Origin of the sequence: Castellaniella sp. MT123 (assembly GCF_039614765.1) — a bacterium.
In the GTDB taxonomy this organism is placed as follows: domain Bacteria; phylum Pseudomonadota; class Gammaproteobacteria; order Burkholderiales; family Burkholderiaceae_B; genus Castellaniella.
On sequence record NZ_CP154879.1, the window covers coordinates 3,305,786 to 3,324,440 of the forward strand.

Genomic DNA, 18,655 nt, shown 5'->3' on the forward strand with positions numbered 1-18,655 from the left:
ATGTGGAATCCGTCACATTTGATCATCCACACAGGAATTTTCCATATGTTGAAACGGATGCTGGTTCAATGCGCAACGGGCCTGACGCTGATGGCGGCTGCAGGCGCGTCGGCGTTTGCCGCCGACCTGACGGGGGCCGGCGCCTCTTTCCCCTACCCAATCTATGCGAAGTGGGCCGCCAAATATCAGGAAACCAGCGGCAATCGCATCAATTATCAGTCCATCGGTTCGGGCGGCGGTCAGCAGCAGATCATCGCCAAGACGGTCGACTTCGGCGCTTCGGACGATCCGATGAAGCCCGATGATCTGCAGAAGCATGGTCTGGTCCAGTTCCCGGCGGTCATCGGCGGCACAGTGCCGGTCGTCAACGTCGAGGGGATCAAGGCTGGGCAACTCAAGCTCACCGGCCCGGTTTTGGCCGATATCTTCCTGGGCAAGATCAAGAAGTGGAACGATCCCGCGATCGCGGGCCTGAATTCGGGCCTGACGCTGCCGGCCAAGGACATCGTGGTGGTGCACCGGTCCGATGGTTCGGGCACGACCTTTGGCTGGACGAATTACCTGTCCCAGGTCTCCCCGGCCTGGAAGGAACAAGTCGGTCAAGGCAAGGCTGTGAAGTGGCCCACGGGTCAGGGCGGCAAGGGCAACGAAGGCGTCTCCGCCTACGTGCGTCAGCTGGCCAACTCGATCGGCTATGTGGAATACGCCTACGCTCACCAGAATGGGCTGGCCTGGGCGCAGCTGCAAAACCGGGACGGCAAGTTCGTGCAGCCGGCTCAGAAGGCTTTTGCCGCAGCCGCGAGCCATGCCGACTGGTCGTCGGCGCCTGGCATGGGGTTGGTGCTCAACAATGAGCCCGGCGCCGATTCCTGGCCTGTGACGTCCGCAACCTTCATCCTGGTGCATGCCAAGCAGCCCAACGTGAAGCAGGCGCACGAAGTGCTGGCTTTCTTCGACTGGGCCTGGAAGAATGGCGGCGACATGGCGCGCGATCTGGATTACGTGCCGCTGCCGGATTCGGTGACGAAGCAGATTCGCGACCTCTGGGCCGAGAAGATCAAGGGTGAGGACGGCAAGGCTGTCTGGCCCTGATCGTAGCGGACGATCCGTATGAGGGCTGACCCCCCATGGGTCAGCCGGTGTAAATCCAGGGCGGCTGACAGCCGCCCTGTTTGTGGGAAAATACTGGTTTTTGAAGTCCGATCGGGGCGGCTGTTTCCTTGTGCCCCGTGACCACGGAACCTTTCTTCATGATCAATAAACAACGCAATCTCTTGGTTGACGCGGGATTCCGACACCTGACCCGGGCATTTGCGTTTCTGGTCTTCATCCTGCTGGCGGGCATCATGGTGTCCCTGATTTACGGCAGTCGAGGCACGATCGTCCAGTACGGTTTCGCCTTTTTGTGGACCAATGATTGGGATCCGGTTCGTCAGCATTTCGGGGCCCTGGTGCCGATCCTGGGGACCGTCCTGAGCGCGCTGCTGGCCTTGCTGATCGCTGTTCCGGTGTCCTTCGGTATTGCCATGTTCCTGACGGAACTGGCCCCGGCCTGGGTGCGTCGGCCCTTGGGGACCGCCATCGAAATGCTGGCCGCGATCCCATCCATCATCTATGGCATGTGGGGACTGTTCGTCTTCGTGCCGCTGTTCCAGGAATACGTGCAACCCGGCATCGTCGATCTGGCCGACGGCGTCCCCATCCTGGAAAATCTGTTTGCCGGCCCGCCGATGGGTATCGGCCTGTTCACCGCGGGGCTGATCCTGTCCATCATGATCATTCCGTTCATCACGGCCGTGATGCGCGACGTGTTCGAGCAGGTGCCCGCGCTGCTGAAGGAATCCGCCTACGGACTGGGCAGCACCACCTGGGAGGTCGTCTGGAAAGTCGTGCTGCCATACACCAAGCACGGCGTCATTGGCGGTATCATGCTGGGACTTGGACGGGCGCTGGGCGAGACCATGGCGGTCACCTTCGTGATCGGCAACGCCTTCAATCTGCCGACCTCGCTCTTTTCGCCTTCCAATTCCATCGCATCAGCCCTGGCCAACGAATTCAACGAGGCCGGCGGCCTGCAGAAATCCGCCTTGCTGGAACTCGGCTTGATCCTGTTCCTGATCACCACGGTCGTCCTGGCCTTGTCCAAGTTCATGCTGTTGCAACTGTCGCGCAAAGAAGGCGCCTGATACCGAATTGCCCATGCCCGTTTCCGACTCTTCCATCGTCCAGAGCAACCCGATCTATCGCCGCCGTCGGCGGTTCAACCGCATGATGCTCGGTCTGTCCGGGCTGGCGCTTGGGTCTGGCCTGTTCTGGCTGGCATGGATCATCGCCACGCTGCTCCTCAAGGGCGGCAGCGCGCTGTCCTTCGCCCTGGTGCTGGAAAGCACGCCCCCGCCGGGGCAGACCGGCGGCCTGCTGAACGCCATCGTCGGCAGCGTGCTGATGTCGGCGGTGGGCACACTGATCGGCACGCCGATCGGCGTGCTGGCGGGAACCTATCTGGCCGAATACGGCCGCCGGGGCTGGCTGGCCCCCGCCACACGGTTCCTGAACGACGTCCTGCTGTCGGCGCCCTCGATCGTGATCGGCCTGTTCATCTACGCGGTCTATGTGGCGCAGGCCGGCCACTATTCCGGCTGGGCCGGCGCCTTCGCGCTGGCGATCCTGGTGATCCCCGTGGTCGTGCGGACGACCGACAACATGCTCTGCCTGGTGCCCAACAGCCTGCGTGAAGCCGCCGCCGCCCTGGGCTGCCCGCAGTGGCGCGTGGTGGTGTTCATCTGCTATCGCGCCGCGCGATCGGGCATTATCACCGGCATCCTGCTGGCGGTGGCCCGGATCGCCGGGGAAACGGCGCCGCTGCTGTTCACGGCCCTGAATAATCAGTTCATGTCGCTGAACATGAATGCTCCGATCGCCAACTTGCCGGTGGTCATCTTCCAGTATGCGGCCAGCCCCTTCGAGGACTGGAACCGGCTGGCCTGGGCCGGCGCGGCGTTGATCACCCTGCTGGTGCTGGGGATCAACATCGTGGCCCGCAGCCTGTTTCGTAAATAATCCGTCTTGATTCCGACCATGAACCCGCATCCGACCGTCGCTCCAGAACGCACCAAGATCGCCGTGCGTCACCTGAATTTCTATTACGGCAGCTTCCATGCCCTGCGCGACATCAACATGAACGTCGCGGAAAACAAGGTCACGGCTTTCATCGGTCCGTCGGGGTGTGGCAAATCCACCTTGTTGCGGACCATGAATCGCATGTTCGATCTCTACCCCGGTCAGCGCGCCGAGGGCACCATCGAACTGGATGGCGAGAACCTGCTGAATTCCCGCCTGGATATTTCCCTGATCCGGGCCAAGGTCGGCATGGTGTTCCAGAAGCCCACGCCGTTTCCCATGAGCATCTACGACAACATCGCTTTTGGTGTGCGTCTGTTCGAGCGGCTCAGCAAGGGCGAAATGGACGAGCGGGTGGAATGGGCCCTGACCAAGGCAGCGCTCTGGAACGAGGTCAAGGACAAACTCGGCCAGAGCGGCAACAGCCTGTCCGGTGGCCAGCAGCAGCGGTTGTGCATCGCCCGCGGGGTCGCCATCAAACCCGAAGTCCTGCTGCTCGACGAGCCGTGTTCGGCGCTGGACCCGATCTCCACGGCCAAGGTCGAGGAACTGATCACCGAACTGAAGGATGACTACACGGTCGTGATTGTCACCCACAACATGCAGCAGGCGGCGCGCTGCTCCGATTACACCGCCTATATGTACCTGGGCGAGCTGATGGAGTTCGGCCCGACGGATCAGATCTTCGTGAAGCCCACCCGCAAGGAAACCGAGGACTACATCACGGGAAGGTTTGGATGATTCTGGACATGGCACAGCCCCTGCGGGCTGTGCCACGCCAGAATCATCGGAGCGCCTTGCAAGGCGCGAGGTGGGGAGCTGCCACAGTTTGAGAAGGCAGTGTCAATGTTCATTTCGCATTCATCGCCTTCCTGCTACTGTACGGGCATCCGACCTCGGAGGAGTCCTGTCATGCGACGTCGCAGTGTGCTGGCCGGTGTGCTGGCCCTCGGCCTGTGGGCGACGGGCGCGCCGGCCCACAATCATGACCGCGCACAGGCGGAACGCCTGCAGCAACTCGGCAAAGTCCTGCCCCTGCAGGACGTCCTGGCGCGGGTCGCCAAGGACTACCCGGGCCAGGTCCTGAAGGTCGAATTCGAGGAAGAGGACGGCCAGGGCGATTGCGCGGGTGCGCCGCCGTGCGAGGGTCCGTGGGTGTACGAACTCAAGATTCTTCAGGATCAGGGTCGTCTGATCAAGATCAGGGTCGATGCGCACACGGGCCGGATATCATCGGTGGGGCGCCGCCCCCTGCGCGGCGAGGAAAGACATCGATGAGACTATTGGTTGCCGAAGACGAGCCATTGCTCGCGTCCCAGCTGAAGGTCGCGCTGGAATCCGCTGGTTACGTGGCTGACGTGGCGCATGACGGATTGGACGCCCAGCATCAGGGGCTGAGCGAACCCTACGATCTGGTCGTGCTGGACCTGGGCTTGCCGGGGCGTGACGGCTTGTCGGTGCTGCGGGCCTGGCGCGAGGCCGGCCGCATCATGCCGGTGCTGATCCTGACCGCCCGCGATAATTGGCACGACAAGGTTGCCGGGATCGATGCGGGCGCCGACGACTATCTGACCAAGCCCTTCCACCTGGAAGAGCTGCAGGCGCGAGTGCGCGCCCTGCTGCGGCGGGCCGGGGGGCATGCCTCGACCGACATCCGCTGCGGGCCTCTGCTGCTGGATACCCGCCAGTCGCGAGTGCTGCTGGGCGATGCGCCGCTGGAACTGACCAGCCATGAATACCGCGTCCTGGCCTATCTGATGATGCACCAGGGGGAAGTCATCTCCCGCAGCCAGCTGGTCGAGCATATCTATGCGCAGGACTTCGACCGGGATTCCAATACGATCGAAGTTTTCATCGCCCGCCTGCGACGCAAGATCCCGGCCGAACTGATCCAGACAGTGCGCGGGCTGGGATATCGGCTGGCCGCCACACCCCCATCATGAAGCCGCTGGAGGCGCGCTATCGGTCCCTGCGCCTGCGTCTGCTGGCGGGTGTGTTGGCCTGGGCGCTGCTCAGTGTGGCGGTGGCGGGGTGGGGGATCCAGCAGCTGTTTCGCCAGCACATCCTGGCGCAGTTGCAATCCGAACTCAACATCCATCTGGACCAGCTCACGGCGCAGCTGCAGATCAGCGATGACGGGCAGGTCTCGCTCGCGTCCCCGCCCAGCGACCCGCGCTTCACCCACCCGTACTCGGGGCTCTATTGGCAGATCTCCGTTCCGGCCCAGAATGGACGGCCGGCGGAGCAGCTGCGGTCCCGCTCGTTGTGGGATGCGCGCCTGCCCGTTCTGTATCCGTACCTGACGCCAGGCCAGGACCTGCGGACCCAGGCACCGGGGCCGGGCGGCACCGAACTGCAGCTGCGCGTTCGCGAAGTCGAGCCGGCTGACGGCCCTTATGAAGATCTGGTGCTGTCGGTGGCGGCCGACCAGGCCCTGCTGGCCGAGCCGATCAGCCGGTTCAACCAGATGCTGGGGATGGCCTTGGGCGTGCTCGTGCTGGGGATGGCGTTCGCGGCCTGGATGCAGGTGGGGTATGGATTGCGGCCCCTGGCGCGTCTGCGCCAGCGTCTGGCGGACTTGCGCCAAGGGCGGGCGGAACGGATCGAAGGGGTGTTCCCGACCGAGGTTCAGCCGCTGGTCGATGATTTCAATCAGGTGTTGCATCGCAATGCCCAGGGCCTGGAACGCGCCCGCCAGCAGGCTGGCAATCTGGCGCATGCCCTGAAGACGCCGTTGGCCGTCATGGCCAATGCGGCGGCGGCGGCTGATCCGGCGCTGCCGCGCCTGATCACCGAACAGGTGGATGCCGCGCGCCGTCAGGTGGACTACCACCTGGCCCATGCGCGGGCGGCTGCGGCGGTCCGCATGACCGGGCTGCGCAGCCCGATCCTGCCTTTGCTGCAAGGCCTGGTGCGTGTGATGGTCCGCGTGCATGCCGAGCGCAATCTGACTTATGACCTGAGTGGGGTGGCGGACGATCTCGCCTTCCGGGGAGAATCCCAGGACTTCCAGGAAATGCTGGGCAATATCCTGGACAATGCGGGCAAGTGGGCGCGCAAGCGGGTCCGGGTTTCGGCCCGCAGCCTGGATGGCGAACTGGAAATCCGGGTAGAGGACGATGGTCCGGGGCTCAGCCCCGAGCGGGCGGAAGCGGTTTTCGAGCGGGGCAAGCGCGCTGACGAGCGCACGCCGGGCTCAGGGTTGGGATTGGGGATCGTGCGCGATCTGGCCGACCTGTATGGCGGATGGGCCCGGATCGAAACCAGTGAACTGGGCGGCGCCTGTGTGGTGGTGACGCTGCCCGCCGCCTAGCGGGCCCGCGTGTCGGTGCTGAATCAGTTGCAGCGGCCGTTGCGTCCGCCCAGGCTGTAGGCACCGGCGCCCAGCAGCGCGACCACGAGGCCCGTGAACAGGTACATGCCTTGCAGTTCCATCGCCCAGCCGCCGCTCTTGCCCAGCGTGAGCAGGTCGTGGGCGTGGACGAGCCCGAAGGCGAACAGCATGTTGATGGCAATGAGGATGCCGCCCAGGCGCGCCCAGAGGCCCAGGATCACCAGGATAGGCGCAAGGACTTCGCCGATATAGACGCCATAAGACACGAAACCCGGCAGGCCGTGCCCCTGAAGCATGCCGCCGATCCAGCCGATGCCGCTGTCCAGTTTGGACAGGCCATGCAGCAGGACCAGGATGCCTAGAACCAGACGCAGGATGAGTTTGCCAAGATCATCGGTGGTGGAAGACATGCGGGTTCCTTGATTGTGTTGGTCGGGGCGACATGATTCGAACATGCTACCCTCTGCTCCCAAAGCAGTTAAATACTACATTCTTGGGAATTGGTGTACATTGATAGAAACAAGGCATAGCCTTTATTCATGCGGCTCTTGTACTAGATTAGTGTCTCCATGATGTGACAACAAGCACTATCTAGCCTCATATTTTTGTCCTACGAGTGTCCTACGGAGTGCTGACTATGGGAAAAAAGACGGTCAAAGAGCTGAATGCGCTCAGGCCCGCAGCCAAGCCGTATGAGCTTGCGGTCGATACTGGCCTGTACCTGCGTGTTGCCACTGACGGCATGCGGCAATGGTTCGTGAAGTATACCGTTCTGGGGCGTCGTCGGGTGGCGCGGCTATCGTGTCCCTATGGCGATGGCCCGGGGAAAATGTCGCTTGCCGATGCGACTGCCGAGAATGCGCGGATTCGAGCTCTTGCCCGTAACGGCATAGATTTTCAGGTGCAGCGCGAGGAGGAGCGTCAGACCAAGGCAGAAGAGAAGCGAGCGCAGGAGGCTGCGGCGAAAGTGGCGCAGTTGGCTGCAAAGACGGTGCGGGACTTGTATGGCGCTTGGATCGTGGATGGCGTGGCCCGCAAGGATGGCAACAAGGACTTGCGCCGCCAGTTTGAGAAAGACGTGCTGCCAGCCATTGGAAGCATCGAGCTACGAAAGCTCTCGGGCGGCGACATTCTCTCCCTGCTGCGTGCCCAGACAGAGCGCGGCATCATCCGGCAGGCGATCATCACCTATGGGAATGTGAGTCACATGCTCAAGTGGGGCCGCGAGCGCAAGCCCTGGAATCGGCTACTCGAGGACGGCAACCCGGCTAAGCTGGTCGATATGGACTTGCTGATCCCCACCGACTACGAGGATGAACGCACCCGCATTCTGACGTCGGCGGAAATCGGGGAGCTTGCCGACATCTTCCGGAACATGGATGCGAGCTATGCGGATGCCCCGGATCGTCGAGCAGCCGTGCATCCGGTGGATACTAAAACACGCATTGCTCTGTGGCTGTGCCTGAGTACGGTATGCCGCATCGGCGAACTGCTGAGGTCCCGCTGGGAACATGTGGACCTGGATGCGGGCACCTGGTTTATCCCGCTCGAAAATGTGAAGGGACACCGCGGCAAGAAAAATCCGCAGACGGTCTATCTGTCCGACTTCGCCTTGCGGCAGTTCAAGGCCCTGCACGAAATCACGGGTGATAGCGCCTGGTGCTTCCCAGCGAGGAACCAGCGCGCCGGAGATGCCCACGTCTGCCTGAGATCCGTGTCAAAGCAGGTGGGCGACCGCCAGATCCGATTCAAGGATCGCAGCAAACCTTTGCGGGGCCGCGCCTTTGATGATTCGCTGGTGCTTGCTGGCGGCGAGCGCGGCGATTGGACGCCTCACGACCTGAGACGCACCGGTGCGACGATGATGCAGGCGCTGGGCGTGTCGTTGGACACGATTGACCGTTGCCAGAATCACCTGCTGGCGGGCCGAGTACGGCGTGTCTACCTGCGACACGACTATGAGGCCGAGAAGACTGCCGCATGGCAGGTGTTGGGTGACCGGCTGGATGCCATCCTGGCGGGCGCCGCTGACATCGTGCAGCCGCGTGCGTGAATTTTTTTGTCCCTAGACCCAACTGTGTAAACTGCGCAAAGTCCGAAATGCATAAAAATATGCGTCAAGGGTGAACTGCGCAAACTGGGTAAAGTCCCTGCGGTTGATGCGAGGTCGTGTCGTCGAGCATGGAGAATCCGCACTAAGCGGCAGGGTCCAGAGTGGTGCCCTATGATCCTGGATCTGGCCGAAAACCCGCATCAATGCTTGCTTCTGGGTGGTGCCTAAGCTGGGGGGCGGAGGTGAGCAGGAGAGGTTGACGAGCGGGCGGTCGTGACGATCGGAGGCGTGGTCAACTATGGCGCGCAAATTCGATACGCGTGTCGTGACGGCAAGATCATCGCTGAAATGGCGAGCAGCGCACAGGAATTAATAGTGTCTGGAGCTCCGGCGCCAGGCATGAAAAAGCCCTCCGAAAGGGAGGGCTGGACAGGGCGGGGGCGGACGCCTGCTGATGGGCTAGTTCACTGTCTCGGTAGCATGCGATACCTTGATCAATCGCGTCATGGGCATCACAGTCGCCATGCTCGTGAGAATGATGCCCTCAGTCTCTGCTGCTTTAGGATCATTCCGGTCTTCGATGATGACCCTGAATTTGATGTTCGGCTGCGCACCGGCGATGTCGACCATCTTCTTAAGAGCGCTACCGACCGAGATTGGGTGAGGATTGATGGCGATGACCGCTTCGCCTTCCATCATGAAGTCAAGCGCGTACTCCGTCTTCGACATGCCTGTGAAATGCGGGGCCGTTGTCACCCGGTCCCGACCTTTCCACGCAATTAGGTGCATGGCGACGTCTTCGACAAATAGACTGATGTCCGGGCTCGTGCCTTCGCTTTCCCGTTCCCGCTGCGCGACAGCGAGAAGGCCGCTGATGTACTTGGCGAACGCGGCTTTGGAGTCACCCTCGTTCGCCCAGATTTCGATTACGTTTTGGTCATTCAACGTAAGGCCGAAAGGCTCAATCGCATTTCTGATGAACCGAGTGTTCATCTTCCCCTCGTCGTCTCCGAGCCCTCTGCCCAAAAAATGAAAGACGGTCTCGTTGTCGTCAAAGAACCGAATTTGCTGGCCGGACCGTTCGATGAACACGGGCAGGCCTTCACCATCATTGAAGGTGAAAGCCGTTTCGATGAGGGCCAGGCTGCCGTTCTCGTTGAGGGAGTGACAAGCGTAGCCTAGAAGATCTGGTAGATGTTGACACGTCATGATGGCCTCAGCCGGAAGTCGAGAGGGCTTCCCAGGTCTGGACGAAATTCTATATTAGTCTGCTGGATGAATCGCGCCAAGACCTCATCGAAGCCCCAAGCAGCCCACGTCGCATCCCCGGCCTCGCGGTGGCGCCCAATGTGCTCGTGCGGCATCTGGTGCTGGTCCTTCAGGGCCCGAGGAAACACCTTGATTTCGAGCTGGTACACGCGGCCGTCGAGGGGCCTGCGGCGCATGACGGAAAACTTGTAATGTGTGATCTTGGTCTTCTGGGAGACCTTTACGAACATCTCCACATAAAGATTCGTTCTCGCGCCGTCCGCGTCAAGCAGTCCACAACAAATCCTGTGGGCTTCCGGCGATGCCTTCGTGGTTTCCCAGTCGCCGTAGTCTTCGCAGGCGTGCCTCACTGCAAGCAGAGCGCGGGCATCGGCCTCAGGCACATCGTTTAGATTCAATCAGCGCTCCACGTTCGTTCCTACACCCCAACCCCCCACCAGAAGGCGCTACCTGCGAAGCACAGGCCAGTTTGCAAACGCAAACACCCAAAGCGCGATCAGGTTCACTACCGGAATGAATGCCAAGATGACCCAGGCCTTGCTGTACCCGGCCTTTTCCAAAATGATCGCTGCCGGGATCCCGATCAGTACGAGATAGCCTACAAGCGAAAACAACATTCCTGAGCCGTTCATCATTTGCGGTACCCCCTCTCAGTGCCCACCGGGCCTACAGTTCAAAGCCACACCAGAAGGCGCAGCCATCCGTTCCATGACTCGGATGGATTCTTTTAGGATCATGTTGAGAGCACAGCCTGTCCACTGCTATCGGTGGCAGTTTCTTCAACAGGATGTAACTTGCGCCGTCATGATACAGCGCAAGTGATCACAGTGAGAAGGCATGCTTCCGTCCTCTGGCCGCTACTACGTCAGTGAGTACCCGGGAGTTAGCGTCGTGCGAGTGCGGCTCCTTTGGCTGGAGAGGGGCGCCTGGTGCTTGGTGACGGGTGTGGAGGTCGAGGCCCAGAGCGTGGCGCGATTTGCCGTGGACACTGGCGAATTGTTTTTTTGCACAGTACCGTGACATATAATTCACCTGTGAATATGGCCAGGTGTTGTGGTCGACTGCCCGGTTGGAGTAGCGGTCGATGCGGCGCGGGCTTCGTGGATGCTGCATGGTGGACGATCAGAGCGATACAGGATCAGCCGGGAAGCGCCTGGCATTTCTAGCGACTTTGCGCCGTATGGCTAGGTCTCAAGGCATGTGCGCTGTGGCTGCCCGGGCGGGCATCCCGCGTGAGACCCTATTTCGTGCCTTATCGCCGGCGGGCAACCCCACTGCGAAGACCTTGTTTGCAGTGGTGGACAGTGTGGGGATGCAGCTGACGTTGACCCGCATCAGACGCACGAAGGACTGAAGCTAACAGAGTACGCCAGTGCCTAGCCCGAGAGGGTGAAAATGCCGGTCCTGCTCAGCCGGCCTGGCGCTGGCACCTTTATTGCATGGTGATGCATGTCTTGGCTTTCTGACGGAGTTGAAGTGCCGGTCGTTCCGGGCCGCTATCGGATGCGCGAGGCGGCGACTCATATTGCGGTGGCTTGTGGGGCTCCAGACCTGAAGAACCAGACGATGGATGAGCTCTCGCAATCGGCCGACGATGGCACCCTGCCTGTGTTCTTGAACGGTCAGCTGAAACGGTACAGATATCGGCGCGGCGCTCCTGGGGGGCTCCTGATTCGCGAGTCTCTGGAGGTGTATGGCGACGACCTCAATGAGTGGCTCGTGGTAAACGAACCCCACTGTGAGTTCAGATTTCCGGTTGCTGTGGATGCGAGCCGCCAACATGAAAGCCCGGGGGAGCGTCGCGCGCGCTGGCTGGCCATGCTGGAGAAGGAACAAGACCGTAACGGCCGCCGGGGAGGCTTGCAGCGCGTTTTTGAAGCCGAGAAGATGAACCACCCGAGGCTTGACCGTTCCTACATGGGGAAGGAGATCGAGAAGGCGCGGCGCGAACGTGCTGAGGTCGGATCAGTCCCTCGAGCTCGTGAGGCCCACGATCCGTTTGGCCGCGCCGTAATTCGCCACGGCGCTGATGATCGGCTGGTGCAATAGCGTCGTTCAAGTACCCCAAACATACTCCGAAGTACCCGATGCTCACCCCGCCCTCCTATGAGAGGAGCGGGGTAATTTTTTGGGTCTTGACGAGTAAGCATACCCGTAGCGCCAAATATCGTTGTAATTCAATGATTGAGGGTGAATATCGTGGATTTGCCGACATTCGGATATACGACCAGTGCGCTGGCCACGCAGGCCGGCTGCAACGCTGAAAGCATTCGGGCGGCACTTTCTCGGCGTGGAAATTGGGCCGGGATCAAGCCGCGCAAGTTGCCCAATGGCAGGCTGCTTTGGCCAACGGCGGCGGTTAAGAAATTGCTTGGGGAAGACGCTCGATGACTTTCTCAACGATGAAATATCAATGCCTGGAACGAGGCAATCATGGCAACTGATCTGACATTTCGCATCTCTGCGATCGACAATGCCTCACGCGTCGCCGAACGGGTACAGCGGTCATTCTCGAATGTGTCGGCGCCCCTGGACAAGATGACGGGCAAATTCAGGACGGTGGGCCGAAGCGGTGTTGCAGCAATCTCGCGGGCTGAGGCTGCACTGGGCAAAATCGCCAACACGGCACGCGTGGCATCGGATCGGATAGCGTCCATCGTGCCGGGCATGACTGCGCTCACGGGTCTTGTGGGCGGCGCGGGGGGTATTGGTGCGTTGGCCGAACGCTGGGGGAATCTGGGCTTTCATCTGAAGACCACCTCCCGAATGCTGGGTATGTCTGCCCAAGGCTTGCAGGCGTGGCACTTCGCGGCACAGCGTGCCGGCGTCACCGCCCAGCAGTTTGACCAGAGTGTGATGTCATCGCAGAACACCATCCGGATGGCGGCCTACGGTGGCAACCCGCAGGCCATGATGTTGCTCAACCGCCTGGGTGTGAACATCTCACACGGCAAGAACGGCGCGATCGACTACCAGAAGACTCAGGCCGACATCATGACGGCGCTGGGCCGGATACGAGATCCGGTGGGCCAGCGCACGGCAGCCGAGTCGCTGGGCATGGGCGGCATTCTTCCCATGATCCAGCGCGGCACATACGATCAGGATCGACGCCAAGCTATCGCGGATGGCTACGCACCCAGTCCTGCAGCAATCCAGCGAGCTGCGCAGTTCCGCGACATCATGTTCGGCTTCAACACCCAGATGTCGGACCTTGGGAACACGATCGGCATCACGCTCACGCCTATTCTGGAGCCCATGGTGCGCAACCTCACCACATGGCTCAACAGCCACCGCTTGGCAATCGCGCAGGCTTTCGGTGACGCCGTGAAGAAGTTCTCCGACTGGATCACGAGCGTGAACTGGGGCGACCTGTGGGATAAGGTCAATAGCATCGTTGACAAGTTCGGTGGCTGGGGGGCGGTGCTGCGCGACATCGTGGCAATCAAATTCGCGTCTGTCGTGGCAGGCTGGGTCGCGCCCATCGCGGCGCTGGCCGCAAACCTGCTTATTGCCAAAAAAGCCGCCGGAGCGATAAAGGGGATGGCGGGCGGTGTGGCGGTGGCAGAAGGTGCAGGCGCACCGGGCGGCGGCATGGGTTTACTCGGAAAGATTGGTATAACGTGGCTCGCCTCAGACATTGCCTTACAGGTTGCCCGCGCCCTTGGGCTGCCAGATACCAACACCGCCAAGGGTAACGAAGACACGGCGCGCGGCAACTGGCTGAAAGCATCGTTCGACCTTCCGGCCGGGGACTTCCTCTCCGCAGGATTCAAGCGTGTATTCGGAGCCGGGCACCCCATCGGCATACGCAGCAACAACCCGCTCAATATCCTGCGCAAAGGTCAGGAGCGTACCTACGCAACACCGGAGGCCGGCATATCAGCGGCAGTCTCCAACCTGCGGACAGGGTACAGGGGCCTCACCGTTGCGCAGATTGCCGACAAGTGGACGGGTGGCGCGAGAACCGGCAACACGCCTGAGCAGATGCGCAACTATATAGGGTTGCTCACTCGCGGTACCGGCTTGGCCGCGGGCGATCGGCCAGACCTTGATGACCAGAAGATTGTGTCCGGCCTCATAAAGGCGCAGATCCGGGCGGAGAACGGAGAGCAACCGTACACGGATGAGACGATACAGGCCGGGGTGCGAGCCGGCATAGCGGGAAGCGGTACCGTATCAAACCCTACTGCGACTGCTCGCGCGGCGACTGGTGATACCACGTCGGGTGCGGACCAAGGCGTCACCCCGGCGACCACGACGAATGATCAGTCGATCCGTCAGATCCAGGCATTGGAGGGCAGCATCGTGGCAACCAAAGAGCTGACCGCCGCGTTGCGTGATAAGGGCATCATCTCGGGCCCGCCGCAATCCGGCACTCCGAATTTTGGCATCCCAGGCTTGCCGACCGCCGTGCGCTATCAAATGCTGGGAGCCATGCCGTGAGGGTGATTGATGGAACGTACCGGGTCGATGCGTGGCCCATCATTGATGTGACTGAGAGGAATCAAGAATGATGATTACGATGACGCAATACAAGCCGCAACTCAAACAGAGCGTTACCAAGCCTCGTGTGAAGCTGCAGACGACTGGCGCGGCAACCGTGGGCAAGAAGCCCCGGCTGAAACTCGTGCAGCCGGGGCACATGTCTACTGGCCGCGAGGCAGGATTCACGACCTTGCTGGGTGAGCAGAGGTCCGCCAGTGCGGCAGCTGGAGCGGCCCGTGCAACTCGCGACAAGGAGCGGGCCCGCTGCGCCCGGATCGTCAAGCATGGCATTGAAGTGGGGCGGGTGATCCAGGCCGGAATTATGGCATTCGACATGGATATTTCGGCCCGAGCCGCCATTGATGCGTTGGATGTGGTCTGCATCGACGCGCGCAAACCACTCAGCCTCGGCGCGGGCGGCGACGGGCAGCCGCTCACGGTCGCGCAGCGGATCATCATGGCCGGCAAGCACCGCCGTGGCGAAGCCTAATCCAGTCCCTATTCGATAACCTGCGGAGAAAAACAGCATGAGCAAGACCAAGAGCCGCCTCCAGATTGCCCGCGATCGTGTCGCCGACATCGAGGCAAAGATTGAACGTTGCGACGAGAAGATTGCCAGTGTGACTAGCGCTACGGCGGAACTCGATGACCTTCTGAAAGAGCGTGATGAAATCATCGCACGCGCATTCATTGATGGGTCATCGCCAGACACGTCTGATTGTGATCAACGCATCGCGGCCGTGAAGAAGTCAAACGCTGAGGTACTGGCTCAGGCACAGATTGCGCAGAACGCCCGTGCGATCCTGGATACGCAGCTCGCTGAGGCCAACGGTGAGTTTCACGCTGCTGAAGAGGAAAGGAATATCGCTTACTGGAAGTTATTGTCGGAGGAGCGTGGCCGCGCCTGTTCCGAATACAACGCTGCGCTCAATACCATGCGGGAGTGCCTGAATCGCATGGACATTGTGAGTGGCCTTTCAGGTCTCTACAAGGTTCCTAAGAGTGTCTCAGCATTGGCGCGAATACCAGGAAGTGAAAACATAAAGCGAGTCCTCGATCAGTACCTGTGTGATTCGGATCTTCACCGTGTTTCGTTTGATCGTGGATATGTGGATGATGAAACGAAGAAGCATTGGTCTGAAGTGCATGCGGACGTCGTCCAGCGCCTCGGCCTTGATGGCTGATGCGTTGGTGGTGGCCGCCTTGGGCAGTGCTGGGCCGCTGACCATCCGGCCCCCGGGGTCAAGGGTCCCGTTTTGGTTAAAAAGCCATGCGGGCATTGCGCGCCGCGTTTTTTGACCAGCTACACATCCTCGGATTTGGGTAACAGGTAACACGCATTGGCGTGGTTGGAAGGGTGCTTCTTGCCCGCATTTCAAATGCGAGTGACAGTGCGCGCGAGCGGTGGCATTGGTCAGCGCGGATCCTCGTGCTGAGCCTCGCACCGGAATGCACGATAATTAGACTTTGCCAGCGTCTAGGCTGATCCCCGAAAAGCCGGATACGTTCACCGGCGTGACGCTGGCTCCTATTTCCCGAACGTAGCGACCTGGAACGAGGCGCGCATGAAACTTTCAGAGTTGGACATTGCCGCGGCTGCGGGATGTCTGCAGCAGTGGAAACACGTCAAATCGTCGGGCCGCTATCGCCTCGGGATGGCTGCTCACATCATTGCTGCCGCCGTCGATTCGCCGTACACAGAATCTCGCATCAATGCATTGATGGAGTCGGCGCTTTCGGGGGAGTTGGCTGTTTATCTTCCTGACGAACCCTCACAACGCTATAGACATGACCCGAATATTCCCGGCGCAGAGCTTCGACGCGTCACGATGGAGGCCAAACCGGAAGACCTCAATGCGTGGATTCGCAGCCACGAGCCCGGCAACAAGTTCAGGTTTGAAAGGCCACCTGCTGAGGATGAATCTGATCCGCTGTGGAAGCGCGACCTCGCGCTGTGGAGAACGTTAAACCATGTACAGGCGGCATGTGTACTTATGGGGCTTGACCCGTACGATAGATCCAGTTACCTCAAGTCGGAACGAATGCGTGACACGGTGCTGAAAGCCATCGAGGATGGCGAGATCGAGTTTGAGCACAGCGGCATGGAGCGTGGAGATGTGATTCTCGCAAAGTCGCTCGCGGCCTGGTGCGACAGGAATGGTATCCCGTGGCCGCTGCCTTGGAACTTCGAGGAGACGCAGGAGGTCACCGAGGCGGAACTGCGGCATGAGAATAATAGTCTGCGGCGGAGCCTGACGGCAGCACAGGAAAAGGTCGAGCGTCTGGAGTCTGAAGTATCCGGTCTGAACTCCAGGATTTCCAGCGACAACGGCTATGTCGATAAATACGAGGCCAAAATACTCCGCCTGGAATCTGAGCTTGCCCAGGCCAAGATCAGTCATCCGAACGGCGATGCCACGTTCTCGACCGATCACAAACTGCTGAAGCAAATCGGTGCACTGGCCCTGCTGTTGTCGGAAAAATCGAGCAGGTACAAAAGCGGCGACAAGCCGAACGGCAGCCAGATTGCAGCCGGCGTGGATGACATAGTGAAGGCCATGCCAGACGCGAACGCACGCGGTCTTGGAGATTCCAGCATTCGCGCCAGTATCAGCGAGGGGCTGAAACTGTTGGCGAGTTGAGTTTGCCAGTGGCAAAAACTTTTTGCCAAAACGTGCCACCTGGCAAGAGGCGGTGCCCGTAATCAGTAGCCTATGTTCATGTTCAATTCCCATCGAGGGACAACATGACAAAGCAAGCTACACAAGCCGACACCCGGCGCATCACGCAGGCGCAAGCACGCGCCGCATATTCGGCCACCAGTATTGACGATGGCGACCGCCTCATCACAGACCGCGAAGTGTCCCGCCTCTTGGGCGCTTCGCGTTCGTGGCCGTGGAAGCTGGTCCGTGATGGCCGGTTTCCGCAACCGATTCGACTCTCTGCACGTTGTACGCGCTGGCGTCTGTCAGACGTGCGTGCCTATATGGCCGACCCCCAAGGCTGGGTCGCCAGCATGGGGGCCTGACCATCATGCAGACGACCATGAAAATGGGCCGCGACTCCGGCAAGAGCGCGACCCCGACGACCGGGAAAGATTCTATCACCCTCTCGGGCACTGCGGCCGAACCACGCATCGATTCCCGCCAGCTCGCGCAGTACTTGGGTAATCAGCATGAAAGCGTCGTGAAGTTGCTGACCGCCTATGCGGATGACTTCCAGGAACTTGGGGTTTTCAGATTTCAAATCGGGAAACCTGCCAGCGCTGCCGGCGGACGCCCCGAACGCTATGCCTTGCTGAACGAGGACCAGGCCTATCTGCTGCTGACCTACAGCCGCAACACCAAGCGCGTACGTGAACTGAAGGTGCTCCTTGTCATGGCGTTTCGTGAGGCCCGCCAGCGCGTCGATTTGCACAGCGCCGAATACCTACCCACCTACCACGACCTGCACGACGAGATCGCCCGGCTCGCCCGCAATTCCGGCAATGCGCGGTTCGTGCACCTGAACGTGAACCGCGCCATCAATCAGACGGTGGGGGTCGAATCCGGAAGCCGCAAGTACCTGAGCGTAGCGCGTCAGTCCATCTTGGTGGTGGCGCAGTCTATCGCGGCCCAAGCGATGGCCGGAGCGCACGGCCACCACGAAGGCTACCAACGGGCCAAGGCCGCATTGCAGCGGCTGGAAACTGCCCTGATCGGGGGCGCTGCGTGATGCCGACCGACAACCGCTCCACCAGTGCCGACAGCCAGCGCGCGCGGATCATGCAGGCGCTCACCACCGGCCCCAAGACCAGCTATGAACTGCGGCGCATCGGCTGCTACCAGTGCCCCACCCGCGTCCTGGAGTTACGGCGCATGGGCCACGACATCCGCACCCAGCGCGTGAGCATCTGGGATGCGGACGGCTACCGTCATTGCGGCGTGGCGCTGTATTCGCTGGGGGGCGTGTGATGGACAACGCCATGACCAAACACGAGGGATTCATTCTCGACACTGTGCTGCCCGTCATCATGGGGCAGGCCCGTGCCTTGAACTGCGACCCCCTGGAAGCGGCATTGGCTGTATTCATGTCGCTGGGTACGCTGCTGCTGACCCGTGGCTATACCCCTGATTCCCTATTGCAGGCGATCCGGGCCAGCGCAGCAACCACCCATGACGCACCGGGGGGCCTGCAATGATGCGACTTGCACAACCCTGCGTGGTGCCTCAGAATATCCCTGTGCCGAAAACAACCGGCACCGGGTTTAGCAGCCTGTTTTGCTTACGGCGAGTGAACCGCCGCCCCATGGCGGTTTTTCATTTGCAAGCCATGTCACCTATGGGCGGCAGTGGCGGGGGTGCCTTCGGGCACGCTGGTACTCGTAAGCGCCAGTCTGCTAACCCCGCCATTTG

General features: G+C 60.8%; 21 protein-coding genes. 18 read left to right on the plus strand and 3 right to left on the minus strand.

Features of this window, described 5'->3' with window-relative positions:
- Nucleotides 1-45: 45 nt before the first annotated feature.
- The 7 genes from pstS to ABCV34_RS15615 all read left to right on the plus strand — a co-directional run bounded on the left by pstS (nt 46) and on the right by ABCV34_RS15615 (nt 6,433).
- Nucleotides 46-1,092, plus strand: coding sequence for a phosphate ABC transporter substrate-binding protein PstS (gene pstS / locus ABCV34_RS15585; RefSeq protein WP_345797137.1), 1,047 nt, complete (start codon nt 46-48; stop codon nt 1,090-1,092).
- 158 nt (nt 1,093-1,250) lie between these two features.
- Nucleotides 1,251-2,186, plus strand: coding sequence for a phosphate ABC transporter permease subunit PstC (gene pstC / locus ABCV34_RS15590; RefSeq protein WP_345797138.1), 936 nt, complete (start codon nt 1,251-1,253; stop codon nt 2,184-2,186).
- 13 nt (nt 2,187-2,199) lie between these two features.
- Nucleotides 2,200-3,060 carry a phosphate ABC transporter permease PstA gene (pstA, locus tag ABCV34_RS15595; protein ID WP_345797139.1) on the plus strand — a complete coding sequence of 287 codons (861 nt, stop codon included), beginning with the start codon at nt 2,200-2,202 and terminating at the stop codon, nt 3,058-3,060.
- Nucleotides 3,061-3,078: 18 nt separating this feature from the next.
- Nucleotides 3,079-3,861, plus strand: a complete 783-nt coding sequence (gene pstB, locus ABCV34_RS15600) for a phosphate ABC transporter ATP-binding protein PstB (RefSeq protein WP_345797140.1) — start codon at nt 3,079-3,081, stop codon at nt 3,859-3,861.
- Nucleotides 3,862-4,032: 171 nt separating this feature from the next.
- On the plus strand, nt 4,033-4,398 hold the full coding sequence (locus ABCV34_RS15605) for a PepSY domain-containing protein (protein ID WP_345797141.1): 366 nt from the start codon (nt 4,033-4,035) through the stop codon (nt 4,396-4,398).
- The gene (locus ABCV34_RS15610) at nt 4,395-5,063 is read left to right on the plus strand and encodes a response regulator transcription factor (protein WP_345797142.1); all 669 of its coding nucleotides are present in this window, start codon (nt 4,395-4,397) and stop codon (nt 5,061-5,063) included. The genes ABCV34_RS15605 and ABCV34_RS15610 overlap by 4 nt, the downstream gene beginning before the upstream one ends.
- Complete coding sequence (locus ABCV34_RS15615) at nt 5,060-6,433, plus strand: sensor histidine kinase (RefSeq protein ID WP_345797143.1); 1,374 nt, start codon at nt 5,060-5,062, stop codon at nt 6,431-6,433. Before ABCV34_RS15610 ends, ABCV34_RS15615 begins: the two co-directional genes overlap by 4 nt.
- A 23-nt stretch (nt 6,434-6,456) precedes the next feature.
- On the opposite strand, the gene ABCV34_RS15620 is transcribed toward ABCV34_RS15615, so the two are convergent.
- A complete protein-coding gene (locus ABCV34_RS15620) occupies nt 6,457-6,864 on the minus strand; it encodes a DoxX family protein (RefSeq protein ID WP_345797144.1) in 408 nt (135 codons plus the stop codon).
- Between the two features lie 227 nt (nt 6,865-7,091).
- On the opposite strand from ABCV34_RS15620, the gene ABCV34_RS15625 reads away from it, so the two are divergent.
- Nucleotides 7,092-8,507 (plus strand): tyrosine-type recombinase/integrase, encoded by a 1,416-nt coding sequence (locus ABCV34_RS15625; RefSeq protein ID WP_345797145.1) that lies wholly within the window; start codon nt 7,092-7,094, stop codon nt 8,505-8,507.
- 459 nt (nt 8,508-8,966) lie between these two features.
- Here ABCV34_RS15625 and ABCV34_RS15630 read toward each other — a convergent pair whose 3' ends face one another.
- Nucleotides 8,967-9,716, minus strand: coding sequence for a DUF1828 domain-containing protein (locus ABCV34_RS15630; protein ID WP_345797146.1), 750 nt, complete (start codon nt 9,714-9,716; stop codon nt 8,967-8,969).
- Nucleotides 9,713-10,174 carry a hypothetical protein gene (locus ABCV34_RS15635; protein ID WP_345797148.1) on the minus strand — a complete coding sequence of 154 codons (462 nt, stop codon included), beginning with the start codon at nt 10,172-10,174 and terminating at the stop codon, nt 9,713-9,715. Before ABCV34_RS15635 ends, ABCV34_RS15630 begins: the two co-directional genes overlap by 4 nt.
- Nucleotides 10,175-10,974: 800 nt before the next feature.
- On the opposite strand from ABCV34_RS15635, the gene ABCV34_RS15640 reads away from it, so the two are divergent.
- The 10 genes from ABCV34_RS15640 (at nt 10,975) to ABCV34_RS15685 (ending at nt 18,441) form a co-directional block, all read left to right on the plus strand.
- Nucleotides 10,975-11,130 (plus strand): hypothetical protein, encoded by a 156-nt coding sequence (locus tag ABCV34_RS15640; RefSeq protein WP_345798808.1) that lies wholly within the window; start codon nt 10,975-10,977, stop codon nt 11,128-11,130.
- Between the two features lie 95 nt (nt 11,131-11,225).
- Nucleotides 11,226-11,825: a hypothetical protein gene (locus tag ABCV34_RS15645; protein WP_345797149.1), complete on the plus strand. Its 600-nt coding sequence runs from the start codon at nt 11,226-11,228 to the stop codon at nt 11,823-11,825.
- A gap of 384 nt (nt 11,826-12,209) precedes the next feature.
- Nucleotides 12,210-14,219 carry a hypothetical protein gene (locus ABCV34_RS15650; protein ID WP_345797150.1) on the plus strand — a complete coding sequence of 670 codons (2,010 nt, stop codon included), beginning with the start codon at nt 12,210-12,212 and terminating at the stop codon, nt 14,217-14,219.
- Between the two features lie 67 nt (nt 14,220-14,286).
- Nucleotides 14,287-14,751, plus strand: coding sequence for a hypothetical protein (locus ABCV34_RS15655; RefSeq protein ID WP_345797151.1), 465 nt, complete (start codon nt 14,287-14,289; stop codon nt 14,749-14,751).
- 37 nt (nt 14,752-14,788) lie between these two features.
- Nucleotides 14,789-15,445 (plus strand): hypothetical protein, encoded by a 657-nt coding sequence (locus tag ABCV34_RS15660; RefSeq protein WP_345797152.1) that lies wholly within the window; start codon nt 14,789-14,791, stop codon nt 15,443-15,445.
- 381 nt (nt 15,446-15,826) lie between these two features.
- Nucleotides 15,827-16,903: a hypothetical protein gene (locus ABCV34_RS15665; RefSeq protein ID WP_345797153.1), complete on the plus strand. Its 1,077-nt coding sequence runs from the start codon at nt 15,827-15,829 to the stop codon at nt 16,901-16,903.
- Between the two features lie 104 nt (nt 16,904-17,007).
- Nucleotides 17,008-17,289, plus strand: a complete 282-nt coding sequence (locus ABCV34_RS15670) for an AlpA family phage regulatory protein (protein WP_345797154.1) — start codon at nt 17,008-17,010, stop codon at nt 17,287-17,289.
- 17 nt (nt 17,290-17,306) lie between these two features.
- Nucleotides 17,307-17,975 carry a Rha family transcriptional regulator gene (locus ABCV34_RS15675; RefSeq protein ID WP_345797155.1) on the plus strand — a complete coding sequence of 223 codons (669 nt, stop codon included), beginning with the start codon at nt 17,307-17,309 and terminating at the stop codon, nt 17,973-17,975.
- The gene (locus tag ABCV34_RS15680) at nt 17,975-18,214 is read left to right on the plus strand and encodes a helix-turn-helix domain-containing protein (protein ID WP_345797156.1); all 240 of its coding nucleotides are present in this window, start codon (nt 17,975-17,977) and stop codon (nt 18,212-18,214) included. Before ABCV34_RS15675 ends, ABCV34_RS15680 begins: the two co-directional genes overlap by 1 nt.
- 11 nt (nt 18,215-18,225) lie before the next feature.
- Complete coding sequence (locus tag ABCV34_RS15685) at nt 18,226-18,441, plus strand: hypothetical protein (protein WP_345797157.1); 216 nt, start codon at nt 18,226-18,228, stop codon at nt 18,439-18,441.
- Nucleotides 18,442-18,655: the final 214 nt, after the last annotated feature.